This is a genomic window from Rhizobium sp. O111, assembly GCF_055616315.1.
In genome coordinates, this window is record NZ_JBSHXL010000001.1 from 2,621,663 (window position 1) to 2,643,426 (window position 21,764).

13 protein-coding genes are annotated in these 21,764 nt (G+C 61.7%); 2 read left to right on the forward strand and 11 right to left on the reverse strand.

From position 1 onward, the window contains the following. Nucleotides 1-3: 3 nt before the first annotated feature. Nucleotides 4-2,565, forward strand: coding sequence for a GcvT family protein (locus ACVTFQ_RS13300; protein WP_111564078.1), 2,562 nt, complete (start codon nucleotides 4-6; stop codon nucleotides 2,563-2,565). Between the two features lie 113 nt (nucleotides 2,566-2,678). Here ACVTFQ_RS13300 and ACVTFQ_RS13305 read toward each other — a convergent pair whose 3' ends face one another. The 9 genes from ACVTFQ_RS13305 to ACVTFQ_RS13345 all read right to left on the reverse strand — a co-directional run bounded on the left by ACVTFQ_RS13305 (nucleotide 2,679) and on the right by ACVTFQ_RS13345 (nucleotide 19,008). Continuing rightward, nucleotides 2,679-3,998 (reverse strand): cytochrome c, encoded by a 1,320-nt coding sequence (locus ACVTFQ_RS13305; RefSeq protein WP_111564077.1) that lies wholly within the window; start codon nucleotides 3,996-3,998, stop codon nucleotides 2,679-2,681. Nucleotides 3,999-4,009: 11 nt separating this feature from the next. After that, the gene (locus ACVTFQ_RS13310; protein ID WP_112437143.1) at nucleotides 4,010-5,779 is read right to left on the reverse strand and encodes a GMC family oxidoreductase; all 1,770 of its coding nucleotides are present in this window, start codon (nucleotides 5,777-5,779) and stop codon (nucleotides 4,010-4,012) included. Nucleotides 5,780-5,784: 5 nt separating this feature from the next. Continuing rightward, nucleotides 5,785-6,486, reverse strand: a complete 702-nt coding sequence (locus tag ACVTFQ_RS13315) for a gluconate 2-dehydrogenase subunit 3 family protein (protein ID WP_111564075.1) — start codon at nucleotides 6,484-6,486, stop codon at nucleotides 5,785-5,787. Between the two features lie 319 nt (nucleotides 6,487-6,805). After that, entirely contained in the window at nucleotides 6,806-7,555 is a 750-nt protein-coding gene (msrA, locus tag ACVTFQ_RS13320; protein WP_111564074.1) for a peptide-methionine (S)-S-oxide reductase MsrA, read from the reverse strand. A gap of 12 nt (nucleotides 7,556-7,567) precedes the next feature. After that, entirely contained in the window at nucleotides 7,568-9,442 is a 1,875-nt protein-coding gene (locus ACVTFQ_RS13325; RefSeq protein ID WP_112437144.1) for a cytochrome c biogenesis protein DipZ, read from the reverse strand. A gap of 15 nt (nucleotides 9,443-9,457) precedes the next feature. Then, nucleotides 9,458-9,949, reverse strand: coding sequence for a peptide-methionine (R)-S-oxide reductase MsrB (msrB, locus tag ACVTFQ_RS13330; protein ID WP_111564073.1), 492 nt, complete (start codon nucleotides 9,947-9,949; stop codon nucleotides 9,458-9,460). A 332-nt stretch (nucleotides 9,950-10,281) separates the two neighbouring features. Further along, nucleotides 10,282-11,439 (reverse strand): UDP-galactopyranose mutase, encoded by a 1,158-nt coding sequence (glf, locus tag ACVTFQ_RS13335; protein WP_111564072.1) that lies wholly within the window; start codon nucleotides 11,437-11,439, stop codon nucleotides 10,282-10,284. 67 nt (nucleotides 11,440-11,506) lie between these two features. Further along, the gene (locus ACVTFQ_RS13340) at nucleotides 11,507-13,552 is read right to left on the reverse strand and encodes an O-linked N-acetylglucosamine transferase, SPINDLY family protein (RefSeq protein ID WP_111564071.1); all 2,046 of its coding nucleotides are present in this window, start codon (nucleotides 13,550-13,552) and stop codon (nucleotides 11,507-11,509) included. Nucleotides 13,553-13,770: 218 nt separating this feature from the next. Further along, nucleotides 13,771-19,008, reverse strand: a complete 5,238-nt coding sequence (locus ACVTFQ_RS13345; RefSeq protein ID WP_112949862.1) for a beta strand repeat-containing protein — start codon at nucleotides 19,006-19,008, stop codon at nucleotides 13,771-13,773. Between the two features lie 870 nt (nucleotides 19,009-19,878). Here ACVTFQ_RS13345 and ACVTFQ_RS13350 point away from each other — a divergent pair. Continuing rightward, nucleotides 19,879-20,586: a hypothetical protein gene (locus tag ACVTFQ_RS13350; RefSeq protein WP_146618528.1), complete on the forward strand. Its 708-nt coding sequence runs from the start codon at nucleotides 19,879-19,881 to the stop codon at nucleotides 20,584-20,586. A gap of 123 nt (nucleotides 20,587-20,709) precedes the next feature. Here ACVTFQ_RS13350 and ACVTFQ_RS13355 read toward each other — a convergent pair whose 3' ends face one another. After that, nucleotides 20,710-21,036 carry a cupin domain-containing protein gene (locus ACVTFQ_RS13355; RefSeq protein ID WP_111564068.1) on the reverse strand — a complete coding sequence of 109 codons (327 nt, stop codon included), beginning with the start codon at nucleotides 21,034-21,036 and terminating at the stop codon, nucleotides 20,710-20,712. Further along, nucleotides 21,033-21,755: a glycosyltransferase family 2 protein gene (locus tag ACVTFQ_RS13360; protein WP_111564067.1), complete on the reverse strand. Its 723-nt coding sequence runs from the start codon at nucleotides 21,753-21,755 to the stop codon at nucleotides 21,033-21,035. The genes ACVTFQ_RS13355 and ACVTFQ_RS13360 overlap by 4 nt, the downstream gene beginning before the upstream one ends. Between the last annotated feature and the right edge of the window lie 9 nt (nucleotides 21,756-21,764).

The following is a 21,764-nucleotide window of genomic DNA, read 5'->3' on the forward strand; positions in this document are numbered from 1 at the left end:
TCAATGGCAGAGTTTCCTAAGCAGGCTAAGGTCGTCATCATCGGTCTCGGCGGCATCGTCGGCGCATCCATCGCCCATCACCTGATCGAGCGCGGATGGGACGACATCGTCGGCATCGACAAGTCGGGTATCCCGACCGACATCGGCTCGACCGCCCACGCCTCGGACTTCTGTTACACCACATCACACGACTATCTCTCGGTCTGGACCACCCAGTATTCGATCGATTTCTACGAGAAGATGGGCCACTACTCCCGCATCGGCGGTCTTGAAGTCGCCCGTACCGGCGACGATGCCTGGATGGAAGAGATCAAGCGCAAGCTGAGCTCCGCCAAGGCCTTCGGCACCCGGGCGCATTACGTCTCGCCCGCTGAGATCAAGCAGATGTTCCCGCTGATCGAGGAAGATCAGGTCCAGGGCGGCATGTTCGATCCCGACGCCGGCCTCGTCATCCCGCGCTCGCAGACCGTTGCCGGCAAGCTGGTCGATGCCGCCGAAAAATCCGGCAAGCTCAGGATGTTCGGCAACACGCCCGCCCAGTCGCTGATCGTAGAAGGCGGCCGCATCAAGGGCGTCGTCACCCATCGCGGCACCATCATGGCCGATCACGTCATCGTCTGCGCCGGCCTCTGGGGCCGTCTGATCGCCGAAATGGTCGGCGAAGACCTGCCGGTCATGCCGGTCGATCACCCCCTCACCTTCTTCGGCCCCTATAACGAGTTCGAAGGCACCGGCAAGGAAATCGGCTACCCGTTGCTCCGCGACCAGGGCAACTCCGCCTATATGCGCGACACCGGCGACCCGAAGACCACCGAAGGCGGCCAGATCGAGTGGGGCTATTATGAGACCACCAATCCGCGCATGTGCCATCCGCGCGAACTGCTGGAAAAGCACGAGGCGCGCCTGTCGCCCTCGCAGCGCGACCTCGAGATGGAGCAGATCCTCGAGCCGCTCGAAAAGGCCATGGAACTGACGCCGATCCTCGGTGAACTCGGCTATAACGAAGGCCACTCCTTCAACGGCCTCTTGCAGGTCTCCGCCGCCGGCGGCCCCTCCTGCGGCGAGAGCCAGAAGGTGCGCGGCCTCTGGTATTGCGTCGCCATCTGGGTCAAGGACGGCCCGGGCTACGGCAAGCTGATCGCCGACTGGATGACCGACGGCCGCACCGAGATCGACCACAACTCGATCGATTATTCCCGCTTCTACCCGCACCAGCTGACCGAGGACTTCATCGCCGGCCGCTGCTATGAAGCCGCGCAGAAGATCTACTTCCCCGCCGTCCACACCCGCGAACCCTACGCCTCTGGCCGCAACGCCAAGCGCTCGCCCTTCTACGAGCGCGAAAAGGAACTCGGCGGCTACTTCATGGAGCTCGGCGGCTGGGAGCGTGCGCATGGCTACAAGGCCAACGAGCACCTGCTGGAGAAATACGCCGACCGCGTTCCCGTGCGCGAAAACGAATGGGACAACCGCCACTTCTGGCGCGTCTCAAACGCCGAGCATCTGGCGATGAGCGAGGATTGCGGCATCGTCAACCTCAGCCACTTCCACATGGTCGACCTCGAAGGCCCCGATCATGTCGAGCTCTTGGAATGGCTCTGCGCCGCCAAGATCGGCGGTGACGCCAATATCGGCAAGGGCATCTACACCCACTTCCTCGACGACGAGGGCATGGTGCGCGCCGACTTCACCGTCATCCGCATGGCCGACCGCTGCCGCCTCATCAACGGCGCCGATGCCGGCCCGCGCGACTTCCACTACATGAAGCGCGTGGCAGAAGATCGCGGCCTCGACGTGACGATCACAGACGTCTCGGAAAAGTTCATCACGATCGGCATCTGGGGCCCGAATGCCCGCGACACGCTGAAGAAGGTGGTCGCCGATCCGGCAGCACTCGATCCCGAAAACTTCGCCTTCGCGGCCATCAAGCCGATCGAGATCGCAGGCAAGACGGTCACCGCCTTCCGCATCTCCTATGTCGGCGAACAGGGTTGGGAACTGCACATGAAGTACGAGGATGGCCTCGCCGTCTGGGATGCGCTGCGCGCCACGGGCGTCATGCCTTTCGGCGTCGAGACCTACGCCAACTCGCGCCGTATGGAAAAATCGCTGCGCCTGCAGAACGGCGATCTGCTCACGCAGTATAACCTGCTGGAAGCCGATCTCGCCCGCCCGAAGGTCAAGGAAGCCGATTTCCGCGGCAAGGCCAAGCATCTGGAATACAAGGCCCGCGAACACCAGCCGGCGATGCTCTGCACCCTCGTCATGACCGAAAACACCGACCGCAAGGGCGTCAAGCGCTACCCCGTCGGCTCCATGCCGGTCATGGATCCGGAAACTGGCAAGTCGCTGGTCGACAGCCTCGGCCGCATCTCCTACACGACCTCGGTCGCCTACGGCCCGACCGTGGGAAAGAACATCGCGCTCGCCTATCTCCCGCAGGAATACTGCCAGGTCGGCCGCAAGCTGAACGTCGAATATTTCGCCGAGACCTATCCGGTCGAAGTGGTCAGCGTCGGCTACAAGCCGATCTACGACCCCGAAAACCTCAAGCCGCGCACCTGATTTCAGGTCGAGCTTCCTAAGACAAGACGGCCCGCGGGATCTCTCCCGCGGGCTGTTTCATGTCCAGTCTCATGGAAAAACCGGCAGCACTCTGGCGCTGCCGGCCTCTTGTCTTAGTGCTTCTCGCCGCGAACGGCGGTCACGTCGGCAGCTGAAACAGTTGCGGCCTTGTTGTGCCAGCCGTCGCGCAGGAAGGTCGCGAGTGCGGCGACTTCGTCATCCGACAGGCGGTTTTCGTAGCCCTGCATGCGCAGCTTCATCGGGCGATCCGGCGTCGACGGCAGTTCGGCGCCGTGCAGGATCACGCTGATCAGGCCCTTGGGCGACTTGGCGTCAACCAGCGAGTTGCCATCAAGCGCCGGGAAGGTCTCGCCGGCACCCTTGCCGCTTACCATGTGGCAGGCGGCGCAGTTGTCGAGATAGAGACGCGGACCGAGCGGCATGTCGGGCTTGGCGTCCGAAAGCAGCGTTTCGGTCGCCGTCACCTCTGCCTTCTCCGGCTGTGCGGCCGAAGCGGAACCACCAGCACTACCAATCTTCTTCAGATAGGTGGCGATCGCGAGGTTGTCGTCATGGCTCATGTACTGCAGCGAGTCACGAACGACGAGCATCATTTCGCCGGTCGCCGACGAGTGAGCGTTGCGAGCGGTCGAGAGATAGGCTGCCAGCTGCTCGGTGCTCCACGTCTGCGGACCACTTGCCGGACCACGCAGATCAGGGGCCGTGAAGCCGTCGATCTCGCCGCCGGAGAGGAAGGCCTTCGACGAATTGTCGATGCCATCCTGCGCCATGAACAGGTTGCGCGGGCTGTGGCAGGCGGCACAGTGGCCGGCGCCTTCAACGAGATACTTGCCGCGGTTGAACTGCTCGTCTTCACCCTGCTCCGGCTTGAAGCCGGCCGCGTAGCTGGCGGCCAGCCAGTTCCAGGCGCGCAGGCCGAAGCGCATGTTGAACGGGAAGGAAAGCTTGGTTTCCTCCACCTTGTTCGAGACGGGCTCGACCTCATGCATGAAGTAGTCGTAGAGCGCCACGACATCTTCTTCCGACAGCTTGCGGTAGTTCTCGTACGGCATGGCCGGATAGAGATGCGTACCATTGGGCGTCACGCCGTCGTAGAGGGCAGCGCGGAAATCGGCGAGCGTCCAGTTGCCGATGCCGGTGTCCTTGTCCGGCGTGATGTTGGTAGTCCAGATCGTGCCCATCGGGCTCTGGATGGCGCGGCCGCCGGCGAAGGGCTTGCCGCCTTCGCTGGTGTGGCAGGCCATGCAGTCGCCGGCGCGCATGACATATTCACCCTGCCCCTTGGCCGGCTTGAAGTCGGCTGCGAGTTGGGTGACCGGGCCGGTACGCTGTACCGGCACGAAGATGAAGGCGACAAGGGCGATAACACCAAGAACGACCAGCGTTCCGATGATGCGGAGAAAGGTTTTCATCTCTGTTCTCCTTATGCCAGCGGCCGCGGATTGGGCAGGTAATCCTTGCGGATGTGATGCGCCGCCCAATAGGCCAGACCGCCGACCATGCCGGTCGGGTTGTACTGCGTGTTCTGCGGGAAGACGTTGGCGCCCATGACGAAGACGTTATGGCAATCCCAGGACTGCAGATAACGGTTGAGAACCGAGGTCTTCGGATCGTCGCCGGTGACGGTGCCGCCGGTATTGTGTGTGGTCTGGTAAGGACGGACGTCGAACATGGCGCCTTCCTTCTTGAAACCTTCCTGCATCGTCGTCGGGTTCATCGACTTGGCGAGCGGCTCCATCTTCGACTTCATGAACTGCGTCTGGCGGATTTCGTTCTCATGCCAGTTGTAGGTCATGCGCAGCATCGGACGGCCGTGGCGGTCCTTGTAGGTCGGATCGAGGTCGAGATAGTGACCGCGATAGGACATGACGGAACCGTGGGCGCCGATGTTCATCGCATGGCCGTACCATTCGCCGATGCCCTTCTTCCAGCCAGCGCCCCAGCTTGGCGTGCCCGCAGGAAGCGGCATGGTGTGGCCCGGCTGACCATTGGTCTGGCCGGCACGCCAGTAAGCGCCGCCGACAAAGCCTTCCTTGGCGAAATCGATATTGTCGATGCCGAAATCGTCGATGCAGAAGCCGTTGGCGCCCGTGCCGATGAACGGGTTGAATTCCTCGTCCTTGAAGAACAGTGTGTAGCCACCGGTGATCTGGTAGGCGTAGTTACGGCCGACGACACCTTCGTTGGTGTTCGGATCGTACGGCTGGCCGATGCCAGAGACGAGCATCAGGTGCACGTTGTTCAGCGCAAAGGCGGTCAGGATGACCAGGTCGGCCGGCTGGAAGACCTCTTCGCCGGTCTTGTGGTCGAAATAGGTAACGCCGGTCGCGGTCTTGCCGTCTTCTGCCTTTTCGACGCGCAGCACTTCCGAGTTGACGCGATACTCGAAGTTCTTCTTGCGCTTGAGCGCGTCGATGATCGCCGTCTGCGGCGAGGACTTCGAATAGTTGTAGCAGCCGTAGCGCTCGCAGAAACCGCAATGGTTACACGGGCCCATCTGCATGTTGTATTCGTTGACGTAGTCCTTGGAGGCAATGCCACCAGGGCTCGGGAACGGGTGATAGCCCGCAGCCTTCGCCGCATCGCGGAACTTCACGCCATCCCAGGTCGACGGCATGGCCGGCATCGGATAGTCGTTGGAACGCGGCGCCTCGAACGGGTTGCCGCCCTCGACGATCTTGCCGTTGACGTTGCCGGCCTGGCCAGAAATGCCCGCAACCTTCTCGAAGCGATCGAAATGCGGCTCGAGCTCTTCGTAGGTCATCGGATAGTCCTGGATCGTCATGTCCTCGGTCATGACGCCTGCGCCGAACTTCTCGGTCACGTAGGACTTCAGGCGGTATTCCGACTGCATCGGACGCCAGTTGAGGCCGTTCCAGTGGGTGCCAGCGCCGCCGACACCGGTGCCGAGCAGGAAGGTGCCGAGGCTGCGGTAAGGCAGCGCGGTCTCATCCAGCGAACGGCGAATGGTGACCGTCGTGTTCGCCGGCTTTTCCATCATCCCGTAGCGAATGCCGTACTTCAGCTCGTCGATCATGTTCGGGTACTGGAAGTCGGGAACGGTCGCCTGATCGTGACCGCGCTCCAGCGCCAGGACTTCGAGGCCTTCATTGGCAAGCTCGATGCCCATGATCGCGCCCGTCCAGCCGAAGCCGACGAGAACGACGTCTTTTTTCTTTTCTGTGCGTGCCATGATCGTTAGCCCCTTTCGCCGGAGATCGAGACGGGGCCAAGCGGATACTTGACGTTATGCTTTCCGACCCACTCCTTGTAGGAGCCGCGCGCGCCCGGGAAGCCGATATACTTCCAGGCAGCCATGCCATGGTTGCCGCCATACATCGGGTCGGAGAAGTAACCTTCCTTGGTGTTGGCGAGCAGGATCGAGAAGAACTCGCGCAGTTCAGGCTTGATCTTCATCTCGTCCTTCTGGAGCGAGGTGAGCGCCTTGTCCTGCGTTGCCGCGTCAAGCTCGGCGAAGATCTTGCCGTGGGTCTGCTTGCACCACTCGTTGAACACCGGGATCGCCTGCTGGTATGTTTCCAGCGGGTTGAGCGGGGTCTGCCAGCCGCGCAGCGGGCTAGCCGCCGGCTCATAGGGGCCGACCATGTACCAGTCTGATGCCTTGCCGTAATCGCCGGCGAGCTGCTTGTCGATGAAAACGGGAACGCGCGTCTCGATCGCGCCGGGACCGTCGCCTTCCGACGGAATCAGTCTCGCAACCGCAGCCATGACGAAGGCCCACTCGGTGGGCTGAAGACAGTCCGGCTTGTATTCGGTGAGCGCGGCGGGTTCGGGTTTGGTTTCGGCTTTCGCTGCACCGGCAATGCCGGCAATGGCCGCGGTCGCCGCGGAAGCTTTCAGGAAGCTTCTGCGGGACGGCAGGCCCGGGAGGTCTCTCATGATTGGCTCCTTCACGACCGTGGGAGTCGGTCGCTCAAGTTTTGCTGAAGCGTCAATTCAGCGCAGGGCAATTTGACGCTAAGCGCCGTACGCCCGCTTTGCCTGGGTGACAAGCACCGGCGAGCGCAAACCGGTTCGATTTCCGCCACAATTGAGAATTATTTTGCACATGTTCAAAGCAAGTAGCGATATTTCACGCACCAATGGCTCTTTTGTGGAATTTTTCACTCAGGTATAATGAGTTGACCAGACAGTGCGATTTAACGCAAAACGCCCGCTCGAAACCGAGCGGGCGTTTTGCATGCGATACGGATGGTGTTCAGTTCGAGCCGGAGGCCGCGACCAGCACCGGCTTTTCGCTGTAATCTTTCGGAAACAGCTGCTTCAGCGCGGCGACCTTCGGCAGGTCGTTGATGACGATATAGGGATAGGTTGGATTGTTCGTCAGGAAGTCCTGATGATACCCCTCCGCGGCATAAAAGCTCTTGCCCGGCTCGATCTTGGTGACGATGGCCGCATCGAAAACCCGCGCCTGGTTCAGCTGGCTGATATAGGCCTTGGCGACCTTGGCCTGTTCGTCATTGGCGGGAAAGATCGCCGAGCGATACTGCGTGCCGGTATCGGGACCCTGGCGGTTCAACTGCGTCGGATCGTGCGCAACGGAGAAGTAGATCTGCAGCAGCCGGCCGTAGCTGACCTTACTCGGGTCGAACACGACCTTGACCGATTCCGCATGGCCCGTATCGCCACCGCTGACCGTTTCGTACTGCGCGGTATTCTTGGAGCCGCCGGCATAGCCCGACGTCGCGCTTTTCACCCCGTTCACGTGCTGGAACACACCCTGCACGCCCCAGAAGCAACCGCCGGCAAACGTCGCCGTCTCGCTGCCGCCGCCGGCCGGCTCGTCCATGACAGGCGCCGGAATGACACGCGCCTCCTCTGCTGATGACGGTGTGAAATACATCGCCAGACCCGCGGCCAGCACGCCCGCCGCACCAAAGGCGACGGTGCGCATCGAGCGCCGTGTAGTCGAACCCTTATAGTCAGTCATGCCCTTATGGTCAGTCATGATGGTCTCCTATCAACCGAAGGTGAAGGCGTAGGCTTGTACGCCGGGATCAAGAAAGCGGATTTCGAATGTGTGATCGCCAACGGCGCCAGGCTCGCGGATGAGCTGGTAGAGCCGCTGTGCGGTCACGGTGCCGTTGCCATCGGCATCGGTATCGGCCCCATGCCCGTCACCCGGCGGCTTGCCATCGACGGTCACCTGGAAGCGCACCGGCTTGCCGTCGGCACCCGGACCGAGCACCAGATGCAGATCGCGGGCATGGAAACGGTAGTAGATGCTGCCGTCCTTGTCGTTCAACGCGGCCTGCTCGGATCCAACGGTCCAGTTGCCCGTCAGGCCCCATTCGTTGAGCCGCGGTGTCGCCGCGACATAGGTATGGGCCGCATCGTTGACCGTGCCTTTCTGGTCGACGAAGTTCTCGGAGCGCTCCCAGCCGACATAGGTTTCCGGCGATTGCACATCCGCCTGGTTCGATGCGGCTTCGGCGCCGGTCGCCTTGACCTCGACCATATCGGCGGCGACCTTGGCCTTGCCTGCCTCCGCCAGAAGCTGCTGGATCACCCGCTCGGAACCGTCGTAGTCGCCCTCGCCGAAGTGATGATGGCGCACGCGCCCCTCGGCATCGATGAAGTAATGCGCCGGCCAATACTGGTTTTCGAAGGCGCGCCAGATGGCATAGTCGTTATCGATGGCGACAGGATAGGTGATCTTGAGATCGCCGATCGCCTTCTTGACGTTGTCGATGTTCTTCTCGAACGCGAACTCCGGCGCATGCACGCCGATCACCACCAGCCCCTGATCCTTGTACTTTTCCGCCCAGGCGCGGACATAGGGAATTGCGCGCAGGCAGTTGATACAGGAATAGGTCCAGAAATCGACGAGAACGACCTTGCCCTTTAGCGACTGCGCCGAGAGCGGCGGCGAATTGAGCCACTGCACGGCGCCATCAAGCGACGGCATCATTCCTTCGACCGGAAGCGCTTCCGCGGCAGCCGTCTTCGGGCCACCCTTCATCATCATCGCGTTCGAGCCGGCCATCATCGCATTGTTACCTGAGATCATGGCCGGAGCATTGCCGGACATCATCATCTGGTTGCTGCCGCTCATGGCGTCGCCCTTCATCACGACGGAGCCGGCATTCTCTGCCGCCTGCTGCTGCGGATGCAGCTTGTCGATCAGGCTCTGCTCCAGCGTGCCGGTGCTGGCCAGCGAGGCCTGCGTGAGGAAACCGGTATCGAGGCCGAGACCGATCGCCACGACAGCGGCCAGAACGGCAACACCAAGCCCGCGGCGCACCCATTCACCGACGCCAAGCGACCGCTTCATCGCCTGATACACCCGCCCGCCAATCAGCAGCGCCAGCGCCAGCGACGTCGCCGCACCCAGAGCGTAAGCGAGCAGCAGCAACGTCGTGCCGACGCTTGCCCCCTGCAACGCCGCACCCGTCAGGATCAGCCCGAGAACCGGGCCGGCGCAGGGTGCCCAGAGCAGCCCCGTCGCTACACCCAACAATGCCGACGCCACGACGGTCGATCCCCCGCTTCGGGTACCACGATCGGCCGATTGCGACAGCCGTGCCCCGAGCGATACCAGCGGCCGCGTCAGATAATCGGACAGGGCCGGGAAAAGCAGGATCACGCCGAAGACGGCGAGCAGCACAAGCGCTGCATAGCGGCCATACTCGTTGGCCTGCACCGCCCAGCCGCCACCAAGCGCCGCCAGCGTCGCAACGGCCGCAAAGGTCGCCGCCATGCCGACAAGCATCGGCAGCGTGCTGCGCAGAAACGGCTGGCCGGCGCGGGCGAAGACGAACGGCAGCACCGGCAGGATGCAGGGGCTGACGATGGTCAGCACGCCACCGAGATAAGCGAGAATGAAGAGGATCATGACAGGTCCCGTTGATCAGGCCGAAGCCGGATGAAATGTCAGAGCGACACCGTTCAGGCAGTAGCGCAGGCCGGTCGGTTGCGGCCCGTCGTCGAAGACATGCCCGAGATGACCGCCGCAGCGGCTGCAGTGAACCGCCTCGCGTACCATGCCGAACTGCGTGTCGCGTGTCGTGCCGACGACCTTGCCGTCAAGCGGCGCCCAGAAGCTCGGCCATCCCGTTCCGCTGTCGAATTTGGTCGCGGATGCAAAACCGTCCTGTCCGCAGCCGGCGCAGGCGAAGTTGCCCTTGCGCTCTTCGTGAAGCAGGGCGCTGGTGAAGGGGCGCTCCGTCCCCTCCTCGCGCAGAACGGCATATTGATCCGCTGTCAGCATCTTCTTCCACTCGGCATCCGTATGGGTGACGGGAAAGGTCTCCGCGGCCGAAACCTTCGAACGACCGAGAACAATCGGCAGGCCGATCGCGGCAATGCCGGCACTGAAGAGCAGTCTGCGTCTATTCATCATCTCGTGGTCTCCTCCGGTATCAAGTGTGTGTCTGACAACAACTACGGGCGACGCAGCCATTTTGTTACGCGCCGCACTCGAAATAGCTCGCTCTCGCCAAAGCGCCGGCTGGCCTGCCAGCAGAGCAATATATTCAAGGGAATACAACGCTATACCAAAGCCAAACCGGCCTTCCGGACAAGCTGCGACGACCAATTCACCAATATGTGATTGTCTGATGGACGCGCGTCTTGTCGGATCGAACGCTGCGCAGTCGAAATTCGACGCGGGAAAAGAGAAAGGCGCCAGCCTTGCAGCCAGCGCCTTTCGCAACAACGACGATGATGTTCCGGTCAGACCGGACGATGCAGGAAGGCCGGCATGCGCGCGCTCTCTGATAGCGTCGAGAGATAGAGCCGCGCCGTGTCGAGCGCCTCGCGGATCGTCACGTCCATGTCGAGATAGCGATAGGTGCCAAGGCGGCCGACGAAGGTGACGCCTTCTTCCTTCTCGGCGCGCGTAACATATTGCGCCAGCTGTTCTTTCTCCTCGACCATCCGGATCGGATAATAGGGAATATCGTCAGGCCCGCAGGCGCGCGAGAACTCGCGATAGCAGACCGAACCCTGGTGCTCTTCCCAGGGAGAGAAATGCTTGTGCTCGGTGATGCGCGTAAACGGCACCGAAGCATCGCCGTAGTTCATGACCGCGCAACCCTGATAATCACCGTCATAGCTGAAGCGCTCGAAATCCAGCGTCCGGTAGCCGAGACGGCCTGCCTCGTAGTCGAAATAGCCGTCGAGCTGGCCGGAATAGAAGACGTGGCTGGCATCCGCATGCTCGGCGCGCTCGAAACGCGTGCTCAGCTTTACCGCAATATTGGGATGGTCGAGAATGCGGCCGATCATGTCGGTGTAACCATTCTCGGGCATGCCCTGGAATTTATGGAAGAAGTAGTTGTCGTCGTAGTTGAAGCGCACCGGCAGCCGCTTCAGGATCGAGGCCGGCAGTTCGGTCGGCGAGCAGCCCCACTGCTTCTCGGTATAACCCTTGAAGAAGGCCTCGTAGAGATCCTTGCCGACGAAGCGCATGGCCTGCTCTTCGAAAGTCTGCGGATCGGTGATCGTCTTGTCGGCCTGCTCCTCGATGAACGCCTTCGCCTCATCCGGGCGCAGCGTCTTGCCGAAGAACTGGTTGATCGTGTGCAGATTGACCGGCAGCGAATAGACTTGGCTCTTGCTCGTCGTCTTCACCCGGTTCTTGTAGGGCATGAAGGTCTGGAAACCGTTGACGTAATCCCAGACCTCGGCATCGTCGGTATGGAAGATGTGCGGTCCGTAGACATGCACCATCACGCCAGTATCGGCGTCACGCTCGGTGTGGCAGTTGCCGGCAATATGGTCGCGGGCATCAAGGATCTCGACCTTGTGCCCCGCCAGCGCCAGTTCCCGCCCGATCACGGCGCCCGACAGTCCGGCGCCGACGATCACGATCTTTCCATTCCCCTGCATTCTCTAAAGCACCCGTTGCCTGTGGCCTTGCGGCAAGTTGAAACCCCTTGAGGATGGACCGGCGGCGTTAGGCCGTCGGCTCCGTCCACAGGCGCGTGTCGATGGCAAGCGGCGCATAGTCGTTCCACTGCGCCAGCTTCTCGCGGTAGTGGCGGCGATAGCTCGCATCGTCCTCGAACTCACCGAGCGTCTGCACGAGCTCGGCACCGATCTCGTAATAGGCGTCGAGGTTGCTGAGGTCAGGCGTCGGCGTTTCGCCGCGCTCGGCTTCGCCCTGCATCTGCCAGAACAGCTCTTCCAGACGACGGGCGAGACCCGGGATGTCGCGCAGCGCACTGCCCTCGCGCTTGTCCTTCAGCGACTGGCGGATGGCGGCCAGGCTTGCGCGATCCTTGAAGAAGCCGATCGCACGCTTCACGTAATCATCAGGCCCACTGCAGGCGAGTTCCGGCACGCCGGCGGCGGCCACGATGCTGTTGCAGAAGCGCGAGGCGAAGCTCTTGCCCGGAACCGTCAGAACCGGCAGACCCATGGTGATCGCGTCGCCCGCGGTCGAATGGGCACCGTAGGGGAAGGTGTCGAGGAAGAGATCGGCAAGCGCGATGCGCGCCAGGTGATGCGCGTTCGGCGCCTTCGGCGCGAAGATGATCCGCTTGGCATCGATGCCGGCCTTGACGGCAGCCTGCACGAGGCGGTCGTTCACGGCTTCGTCTGCCGCGAGCAGCCAGAGCACGCTGCCTGGCGTCGCAGCCAGGATCGTCATCCAGCGCGCGAAGCACGGCTCGCTGATCTTCTGCATGCCGTTGAAGCAGGCGAAGACGAAGGCATCCTCGGGCAGGCCCGCCTGCGTGCGGGTCGGCGTCGCGGCGATCTGGCGCTTGCGGTCGATCGGCTGGTTGCAGGCGATCCGCAGGACCTTTTCCGTATAGTAGATCTCGTTTTCGACGGGCACGATCGTCTCGTCGGCGATCATGTACTGATGAACGGGGCTGCCCATCGAACCGGGATAGCCACAGAAGTTCACGATCACAGGCGCCGGACGATAGGCGAACAGCTTCGTGCGGGCATGCTTGGTGTAGCCGTTGACGTCGATGAGGATATCGATCTCATCCTTGCGGATCAGGTTGGCCGCATCGGTATCGCTGAGCGCGCTGATATCGCGCCAGCCATCGACGGCCGCCTTGATGCGCTCCTGCGTCGCGTCACCGGTGCGCGGCTCGCCGCAGTAATAGCCGAAGATCTCGACGGTCGTCTTGTCGTGCAGCTCCAGCACTTCGCTGAGCGCGAAGCCGACGGCGTGATCGCGCAGATCCGACGAGACATAGCCGACGCGCAGGCGCTGGCCGGTGCCGGTCTTCACGCGCGCGGGCTTGCGCGGGAAGGCCGAAAGGTTCGGGCGACCAACGAGCGTCTTGTTGTAGCGATAGGCCTTGGCGAGCTGATAGAGCGGGTCGTCGGCGTAGCAGGAGAGCGTCAGCGTCGACATCGCGTCGAGCAACTGACGTGCGCTGACATGGATCGACGGTGTCAGGATCGGCCACTTGCACTGCCGCTGGCGCAGCGACGTCCAGTGCTGGCCGGCTTCCGGGCGGTTCGGCTGCAGCTCGATCGCCTGCCACAGCGTGGTCTCCGCCGCCTCCAGCACGCCACCGCCCTCAAGAACGCGGCCGATATGCTGAAGCGTCATCAAACGGTGCTCGATGCGCTCGCTGGTGATGTCGTTGGTCGTCTCCGCGTAGCTGCGCCATTGTTCGACCGCCTGATGGCCGAGACCGCAATCCTCGAGCGCCCGGCCGAGGTTGATATGCGCCGGGCCGAAGCGCGGATCGATCTTCAGGCAGGCACGCAGCGCGCTGATCGCGCCGGCCATGTCGCCGGCCTGACGCGACACCACGGAGTAGTTGAAATAGGCAAGATGCAGCAACGGATTATTTTCGTTGAACGCGATCCACGTCTTATAGAGCTCTGCCGCCTGCTGCCGCTGGTCGGCATTCGCAAGACCCTCGGCGATGGAAATCAGATCGCCAAGCGACAGGCGTTGATGACGGGCCTGCTCCAAAATGTTTGCGATTGGAGAGACTTGGCTCGATGCAATTGCGGTGTTCGCGTTCATGGACGTCCTACGGCAAGGCGGCCGGATGGCCTGAGATCAACAGACGCACGAAAGCGTCGGGCTCCTTGCTATCGGATAGAGCTTGCGTCGGGCTGGCTGATTGGCGTCAAAACAGCGTGAGAACGCCTGATATCCAAGGCGGTTCGGCACCGGGCGCCGAAACGAAAAACGCCGCCCGAGATGATCGGGCGGCGTCTCTATTTTCGTCTATCCGTGACTTACGAGTTCAGCGCTGCGTAGGCTGCGAGAACCGCATCGACCTGGGCCGAGTTCAGAGCCGGCACCTGCGTCGAGGTGAAGGCGCCCAGCTGGTCGGTGTTCATGGCCGCGATGTCTTCCGTTGCAAGTCCGGCCAGAGCCCTCGTGCTGATCGCCGCGATTTCGTCGGTGGTGAAGGTCGCGATGTCCTCGCTGGACATTGCGCCGATCTCCGCCGAGCTCATGGCCGCGATCTGGGTGCTGTTGAACGCCTGGATCTGATCGGACGTCATCGCGTCGATCTGAGCCGTCGTCAGCGAAGCCACCTGGCCGGTCTTGAGCACTGCGACCTGGTCCGTAGTCAGAACCGCGATATCGTCGGTGCTGAGAGCCGCGACCTGCCGCGAGCTCAGGACACCGAGCTGATCGCTGCTCATGGCAGCCATCTTGTCGGTCGAGAGCGAAGCGATCTGGCTGGTGGTCAGAAGCGCTACCTGGTTCGTCGTCAGGGCCTTGAACTGATCGGTGGTCATTGCCTCAATGCTGGCCGAGGAAAGTTCCACGATAGCCTTGGTGCTGATGGCCGCGATCTCGTCGTTGGTGAACGAGGTGATATCGTCCGTGTCCATGGCGCCGATCTGGGCTGCGGTCAGAACCGCGACCTGGGAGCTCGTCAGCGCCGTGACCTGATCCGAGGTCATGGCGGTGATCTGATCCGTGGTCAAAGCCGCGACCTGACCCGACTTCAGCACTGCGACGTTGTCGGTGGTCAGAGCCGCCACTTCGTCCGTGGTCAGACCCCTGACCTGTGCCGACGTCAGCGCACCGACCTGATCCGAAGACAGGAGAGCGATGTTGTCGGTGGTGATCGCAGCCAGCTGGCCGGTCGTCAGCAGAGCGATCTGGCTGGTCTTCAGAGCCTTGACCTGATCGCTGCTGAGCACGTTGATATCATCAGTGCTCAGGCCGGTCAGAGCCCTGGTGCTGATCGCCGCAATCTCGTCGGTCGAGAAGGACGAGACACCATCCGTCGACATGGCGCCGAGCTGGGCCGAGGTCAGCACGCTGATCTGAGTGCTGGTCAAAGCCTGAACCTGATCGGACGACATCGCCGTGATCTGCGCGGTGCTGAGTGCGGCCACCTGGGCCGTCTTCAGCAGTGCCACGTTGTCGGTGGACAGAACCGCGAGGTCGTCGGTGCTGAGCGCCGCGATCTGCCTGGAGTTCAGGACACCAATCTGATCGCTGCTCAGGGCCACCGCCTTGTCGGTCGTCAGCGACGCGATCTGAGAGGTGCTCAGCAGTGCCACCTGACCGGTGGTCAGAGCAGCGAACTGATCCGTACCGAATGCCTCGAGCGTGTCGGTCGACAGAGCCGCGATGATCTTGGTGTTGATCGCCGCGATTTCGTCGGTCGAGAAGGTCGCGATGTCATCGGTGGACATTGCGGCGAACTCGTCGGCGGTGAGAACACCGATCTGGGCGCTGGTCAGAGCCTTGATCTGGTCGGAGGACATGGCGCCGATCTGAGTATTGTTCAGAGCGGAGACCTGACCCGACGACAGCAGGGCAATGTTGTCGGTGCTCAGAGCCGCGACTTCGTCCGTGGACAGTGCCGCGATCTGGTTCGACTTCAGTGCACCGACCTGGTCGCTGGTCAGAAGCGCGATGTTATCGGTCGACAGGGCGGCGATCTGCGCCGTGCTGAGCAGTGCGATCTGGCTCGACTTCAGGGCAACGGCCTGGTCGCTGCTGAGCGCGTTGATATCATCGGTGCTCAGACCGGCAAGCGCCTTGGTGCTGATGGCCGCGATTTCATCGGTCGAGAACGACGTGATGTCGTCGGTGGTCATGACCGCAAGCTGGAGCGAGGACATCGCACCGACCTGATCGGCGGTCAGCGCGGTCACCTGATCGGCGGTCAGCGCATTGAGCTGGTCCGTGGTCATGGCGGCGATCTGGCCGGTCTTCAGAATGGCGACGTTATCCGTGGAGAGGACAGCGATGTCATCCGTGGTCAGAGCTGCGATCTGCCTGGAGTTCATGGCTCCGAGCTGATCGCTACCGATGGCAGCGAGCTTGTCGGTCGACAGCGATGCGACCTGGCTGGTGGTGAGCAGCGCGACCTGGCCCGAGTTCAGAGCGGCAAACTGGTTTGTGTCCAGAGCCGCGAGGCTGTCGGTGGAGAGCTGCGCAATGGCCTTCGTGCTGATCGCGGCCACTTCGTCGGTCGAGAACGTCACGATGTCGTCGCTCGACATTGCGCCGATCTGGGCGGCCGTCAGAACCGCGACCTGACCGGTCGTCAGTGCCTCGACCTGGTCGCTCGACATGGCGTCGATCTGCGCCGTCGTCAGAGCGGCAACCTGCGAGCTCTTCAAGATGCCGACATTGTCGGTGGAGATCGCAGCGATGTCATCGGTCGACAGCGAAGCAAGCTGGCTGGTGCTCAGCGCCAGGATCTGGTCGCTCAGCAGCTTGGTGATGTTGTCAGTCGTCAGCGCGTTCAGCTGGATGGTGCCCATCGCGGAAATCTGGCTGGTCTTGAGAGCAACAACCTGATCGCTGCTGAGAGCGTTGACGGCATCCGTGGTCAGGCCCGACAGCGACCTGGTGTTGATCGCAGCGATTTCATCCGTGGTGAAGGACACGATATCGTCGCTCGACAGGGCATGCAGCTGGCCGGAGGTCAGCACACCGACCTGGGTGCTGGTCAGCGCGGTCACCTGATCGGACGTCAGGGCGTCGATCTGCAGGCTGCTCAGCGCGGCGATCTGCGTGGTCTTCAGGATGGCAACGTTGTCGGTCGACAGGGCAGCAAGCTCATCCGTGGTGAGAGCGCCAATCTGCCTGGAGTTCAGCGCGCCAACCTGGTCGCTGCCGAGCACGGACACCTGGTCCGTCGTAAGCGATGCGACCTGAGCGGTGGTCAGAAGCGCGACCTGGGTCGACTTCAGAGCCTTGACCTGATCGCTATCCAGTGCAGCGAGGCCGTCGGTGGAGAGCTGTGCAATGGCCTTCGTGCTGATAGCGGCGATTTCGTCGGTCGAGAACGTGATGATGTCGTCGCTCGACATCGCACCGATCTGGCCGGCCGTCAGGACGCCGACCTGGCCGGTCGTCAGAGCCTTGACCTGGTCTGTCGACAGGAAGCCGATCTGCGCCGTCGTCAGGGCGGCGATCTGCGCCGTCTTCAGAGTTGCAACGTTGTCGGTCGAGATAGCGCTGAGAGCGTCGCTGGAGAGACCGGCGATCTGTTTGGCGGTCAGGGCACCGACCTGGTCGCTCTTCAGGAGAGCAATGTTGTCGGTGGAGATGGCGCCGAGCTGCGCGCTGCTCAGGAGAGCGACCTGGCTCGTCTTCAGCGCGACGATCTGGTCGCTGCTGAGAGCGGCGACGTCGTCGGTGCTCAGACCCGTCAGAGCTCTGCTGCTGATGGAGGCGATTTCATCCGTGGTGAAGGAGCTGACGCCGTCCGTGGACATCGCGCCGAGCTGTGCGGAGCTGAGGACGCCAACCTGGCTGCTGGTCAGAGCCTCGACCTGCTCGGAAGACATCGCGGTGATCTGCGCCGAGCTGAGGGCCGCGACCTGCGCGGTCTTCAGGATGGCAACGTTATCCGTCGAAATCGCACCGATTTCGTCCGCCGTGAGCGCGCCGATCTGCCTGGAGTTCAGGGCGCCGACCTGATCGCTGGTCAGGATAGCGATGTTGTCCGTGGAGAATGCGCCGATCTGGGCGGTGCTCAGAATTGCGATCTGGCTCGACTTCAGGGCGACTGCCTGATCGCTGGTCAGAGAGTTGATGACATCGGTCGACAGGCCGGAGAGAGCCTTGGTGCTGATGGCAGCGATTTCATCGGTCGTGAACGTCGCGATGTCGTCGGTCGACAGCGCCGAGAGTTCGGACGAGGACATTGCGCCGATCTGTGCGCCGGTGAGCGCCGAAATCTGCTCGGAGGACATCGCGGCGATCTGGCTGTTGTTCAGAGCGGCGATCTGCCCGGTCTTCATGGCGGCGACGTTGTCGGTGCTGATCGCTGCGACTTCATCGGTGGTCAGTGCTGCAAGCTGCCTGGAGGTCAGGGCGACGACCTGGTCGCTCTTCAGCGCGGCGATCTTTTCGGAACCCAGCGATGCGACCTGCGAGGTCGTGAGCAGAGCGATCTGGCTGGACTTGAGGGCTGCGAACTGGTCCGTGTCGAGAGCTGCGAGCGTCGCGGTGGACAGGCCGGCCAGCGTCTTCGTGTTGATGGCGGCGATCTCGTCGGTCGAGAAGCTCGCAATGTCGTCGGTGGTCAGCGCGCCAAACTGCGCGGAGGAAAGCACTGCGGTCTGGGCGGAGCTGAATGCGCCGACCTGCGCGACGTCGAGTGCTGCGAGCTGGTCGGTGGTGAGGGCTGCGACCTGCGTGGTCTTCAGCGCGACGATCTGGTCGGTGTTGAGCGATGCGATGACGTCGGTGGAGAGCGAAGCAAGCTGCTTGGAGCCGAGAGCGCCGATCTGCGAGCCCGTGAGAACGCCGATCTGGTCAGAGTTCAGGGCGCCGAACTGGGCGCTGCTGAGCAGAGCAACCTGGCTGGTCTTCAGCGCGATGACCTGGTCGCTGGTGAGCGCCGCCATGCCATCGGTGCTGAGGCCGCCGAGAGCCTTCGTGCTGATGGCCGCGATCTCGTCGGTCGAGAACAGGGCGATGCCGTCGGACGAGATGGCGCCGAGCTGAACCGAGGTCAGCGCTGCGGCCTGCGAGGACGTGAACGCAACGACCTGATCGGTGGAGAGACCAGCGATCTGCGCGGAGGAGAGCGCGGCGAGCTGTGTGGTCTTCAGGACGGCGATCTGGTTGGTCGTGAAGGCGGCAACGTCTTCCGTGCCCATCGCAGCGATCTGCTTGGAGGTAAGAGCGGCAACCTGACCGGTCGAAAGCGCGCCGATCTGTTCGGAGGAGAGGTTTGCGACTTCAGTGGTGGAGAGAGCAGCAACCTGCGTGGTCGAGAGACCGCCGAGCTGGCCCGTGGTAAGAACTGCCAGCTGCTCGAGCTTCAGACCAACCAGCGCGGTCGCCGATACGGCGCTCATCTGCTGGGAAGAAAGAGCAACGAAGTCCTGGGTTTCGATAGCGCCGAGCTGCGTGGAGCTCAAGGCCTTGATCTGTGTCGTCGTGAGCAGTGCCACGTCATCGGACGACAGATTGGCGATCGCGGTCGTCGACAGCGCCCGGATCTGATTGACGGTCAGAGAAGTTACAATGGAAGTCATGGACGAGCGCCCCTCGCGTTAGCTGATCAAAAGACATCATCCCGCTTCGTCGGTCGGACGCGTATAGCCGCACTTAAGCCGGCCACACGGCGTCGTCGGCATCGACGATCCGGGTTTCCTGTCGGAACAAAATTGGGTCAAACTAAACATGGCTCGGACGAGCCAGCGCAAAAGGAGGGCATCATGCGCCCAGAGCCAAAAATGGCTCTGATCCCTACGCCAATGACCGCGAACTTCTTAACCCCCGGCACCGTTTACCAGCGTCCATCATGGACAAACCGGCCAACCGCGCTCCTCGGTAGAGCTATCGCGAGCAGTAAAACTCTTATTCGGCAGTCTTTAATTTCGAGTTAACGTCGGCTGTAGCGGAGCTGCACTCTTGTTACAGATTCGGTCGCCGGAAGTTTAAATCGTCATTTTTTTAGATGCAATTGGGACACTATGTCTTTTTTCAAGCCGAAACCGTACGGATCGACTGGCGATTGCAACAATGGCTGCATGCACGGGCCGGTGCTTAACGTATCAATTCAAAACGATAGAATAGGAAAGAGAAAAACTGATCCAGAACCATGATTCTCTTTTTTAATTCCCAGATTATCAATTAGAAATACTATAGAAACAAAAACGAATCATCATGGAAACGCAAGTTACCTGTCGATCCGAAGCGGCGGATAGCAAATGTCGGCGCGACGCTCCAGCAGCATAGCGCCGCCCGCCCGCAATAATTTCCGACCTTTTTTGGGCCTAACGCACAAATCCTGCCCTGGCGGGAGCTCCGGATGCTGCGGCGCACACCGATTCGTCCCCGAGGCAAGCCCGGCACAAGTAAAATGGCGTTCATGGAGCTATTGGGTGATAGGGACGACTAGAATGCGACTGTCTATATTGATTAGAGGCCATAACTTTCTTGAAAAGGATCGTTTCGGCCTGCCGATGGACGGGCGGGACAACGCCGCGTCCTTGCTTGAGAACGTGATCGCGCCGATCCGCGCGAAGAACCCCGACGCCACGGTCTATCTGGCGACATATGAAAGCCCGGCGCTGGCCGAGTTGCAGGAAAAATTCGCGCCATGCGAACTGATCCTGCTCGACCCCAAGGGAAGCTCGCAGGCAGAGACCTACAAGGAAGCGCTGAAGCATATCTTCGAGAAGACCGATTACGATGCGCTTGTCGTGGTCCGCTTCGACCTGGCCTTCAAAAAGCCGTTCGACGCCTGGGACCTGAAGATCGACATCAACAGCATCCACTTCACCTGGAAGGAATATCGCGACTACTGGCGCGATCACCGCCGCGTCGGCGATGCGATCCACGTGATCGGCAAGGCCGCCATTCCCGCCTTCCACAATGCGCTGATCATGAACCAGCTGGCCGGCCGCGGTCATCTGCACATGATGTACTATTACCTCCGCACGATGCACGACAATCTGAAGTTCATCGAGGACGGTTACTTCGACACCAACACGCTGTTCGCCAACCCGGAATGCGTCAACCCGCTCTATACGGTCTTCAACCGTCCGCGGCTGACCAGCATGGCAGGCAGCACCGGCATGGTTCTGCACGAAATCCGCGCGGAATAACAAGCAAGCAATCAAACAAGAACGCCCGCATCGAGATCATCGATGCGGGCGTTCTGCTTTATAGCACTGTCTTGAAAGTATAGCGCCCGCGAAACCATCCGCGACCGCCCTCCTCCAAATAACTTAAACCAGATACTTGTCGTTCTTGGCGCTCGGGATCTTCACGACCGTCACCGTCGCATCGGTCAGCGCCTCGAACTGGTTGACCCTACCGGGCTCGATATCGATGATGCTTCCCGCTTCCCAAACCTGATCGACCATCCGCACCGTGCCGGAGACAACGAGCGTGATCTCGCGCGCGATCTTGTGGTAATGCGCCGCATCCTTGTCGCCGGCCACGTAATGCTTCACGCCGACCTCGAACGCATCCGTCTTGACGACGGTGGGATCGAAGTCGCCGATGAACCAGCCGCCGATCATGTCGTTGAGGGTGAGTGGCTTGTCGCTCATTTGTCACCTTCCGTGACTGATAGTTCGATCAGCTGGCGGTCTGACTTGATGGGATGGAAGTCCTTGGCGTTGATCGGGAAGATCCCGATCTTCTTCCCCTCGAGCACCATCTCGTTATAGACGGGGCAGACATAGAACATGTTGTTGTGCCGGGCGTCCTTGCGGATCGCATTCTTCGCCGCGCGCACGAAATCGCGTCCCTGCCGGAAATAGTAGAAACCGGCCGTCGCGTTGTCGCTGATCGGATGCTTCTCGGCCGCCTCGACCACCATGTTCTGCTCATCGAGCCGGACGAAGGAGTAGCGCGGATGCACTGACTTGAAAGTCATCGTGCCGCCATCGAGCTCGCGCTCCACGAAGTTCTGGATCACGCCGTCGAAGGGAACTGTCAGGAATTCGTCACCGTTGAGGATCAACAGCGGCTCGTCATTGTCGATGTAGCCGGCGGCGAGCAGCGCCGTGCAGGCAGCCCCTTCCGTCTTGTCCTCGACCGAGACAACAGCGGCGTCCGGCGACAGCAGGCGCACGACCTCGTCGAGGTGATAACGCGCCAGGTCTTTCTTCTGCATCGCCACGATGATGCGGTGGCCGGGGATCTTGGCGCATTCGGCCAGCTGCCGCTGCACCAGGGGTACGCCGTTGATTTCCACCAGCGCGGTCGGATAGGCCTCCATCGCCTGGATGCGAGGCTCGCCGGCTATCAGGATCAGAATATTCATCGCAAGCTC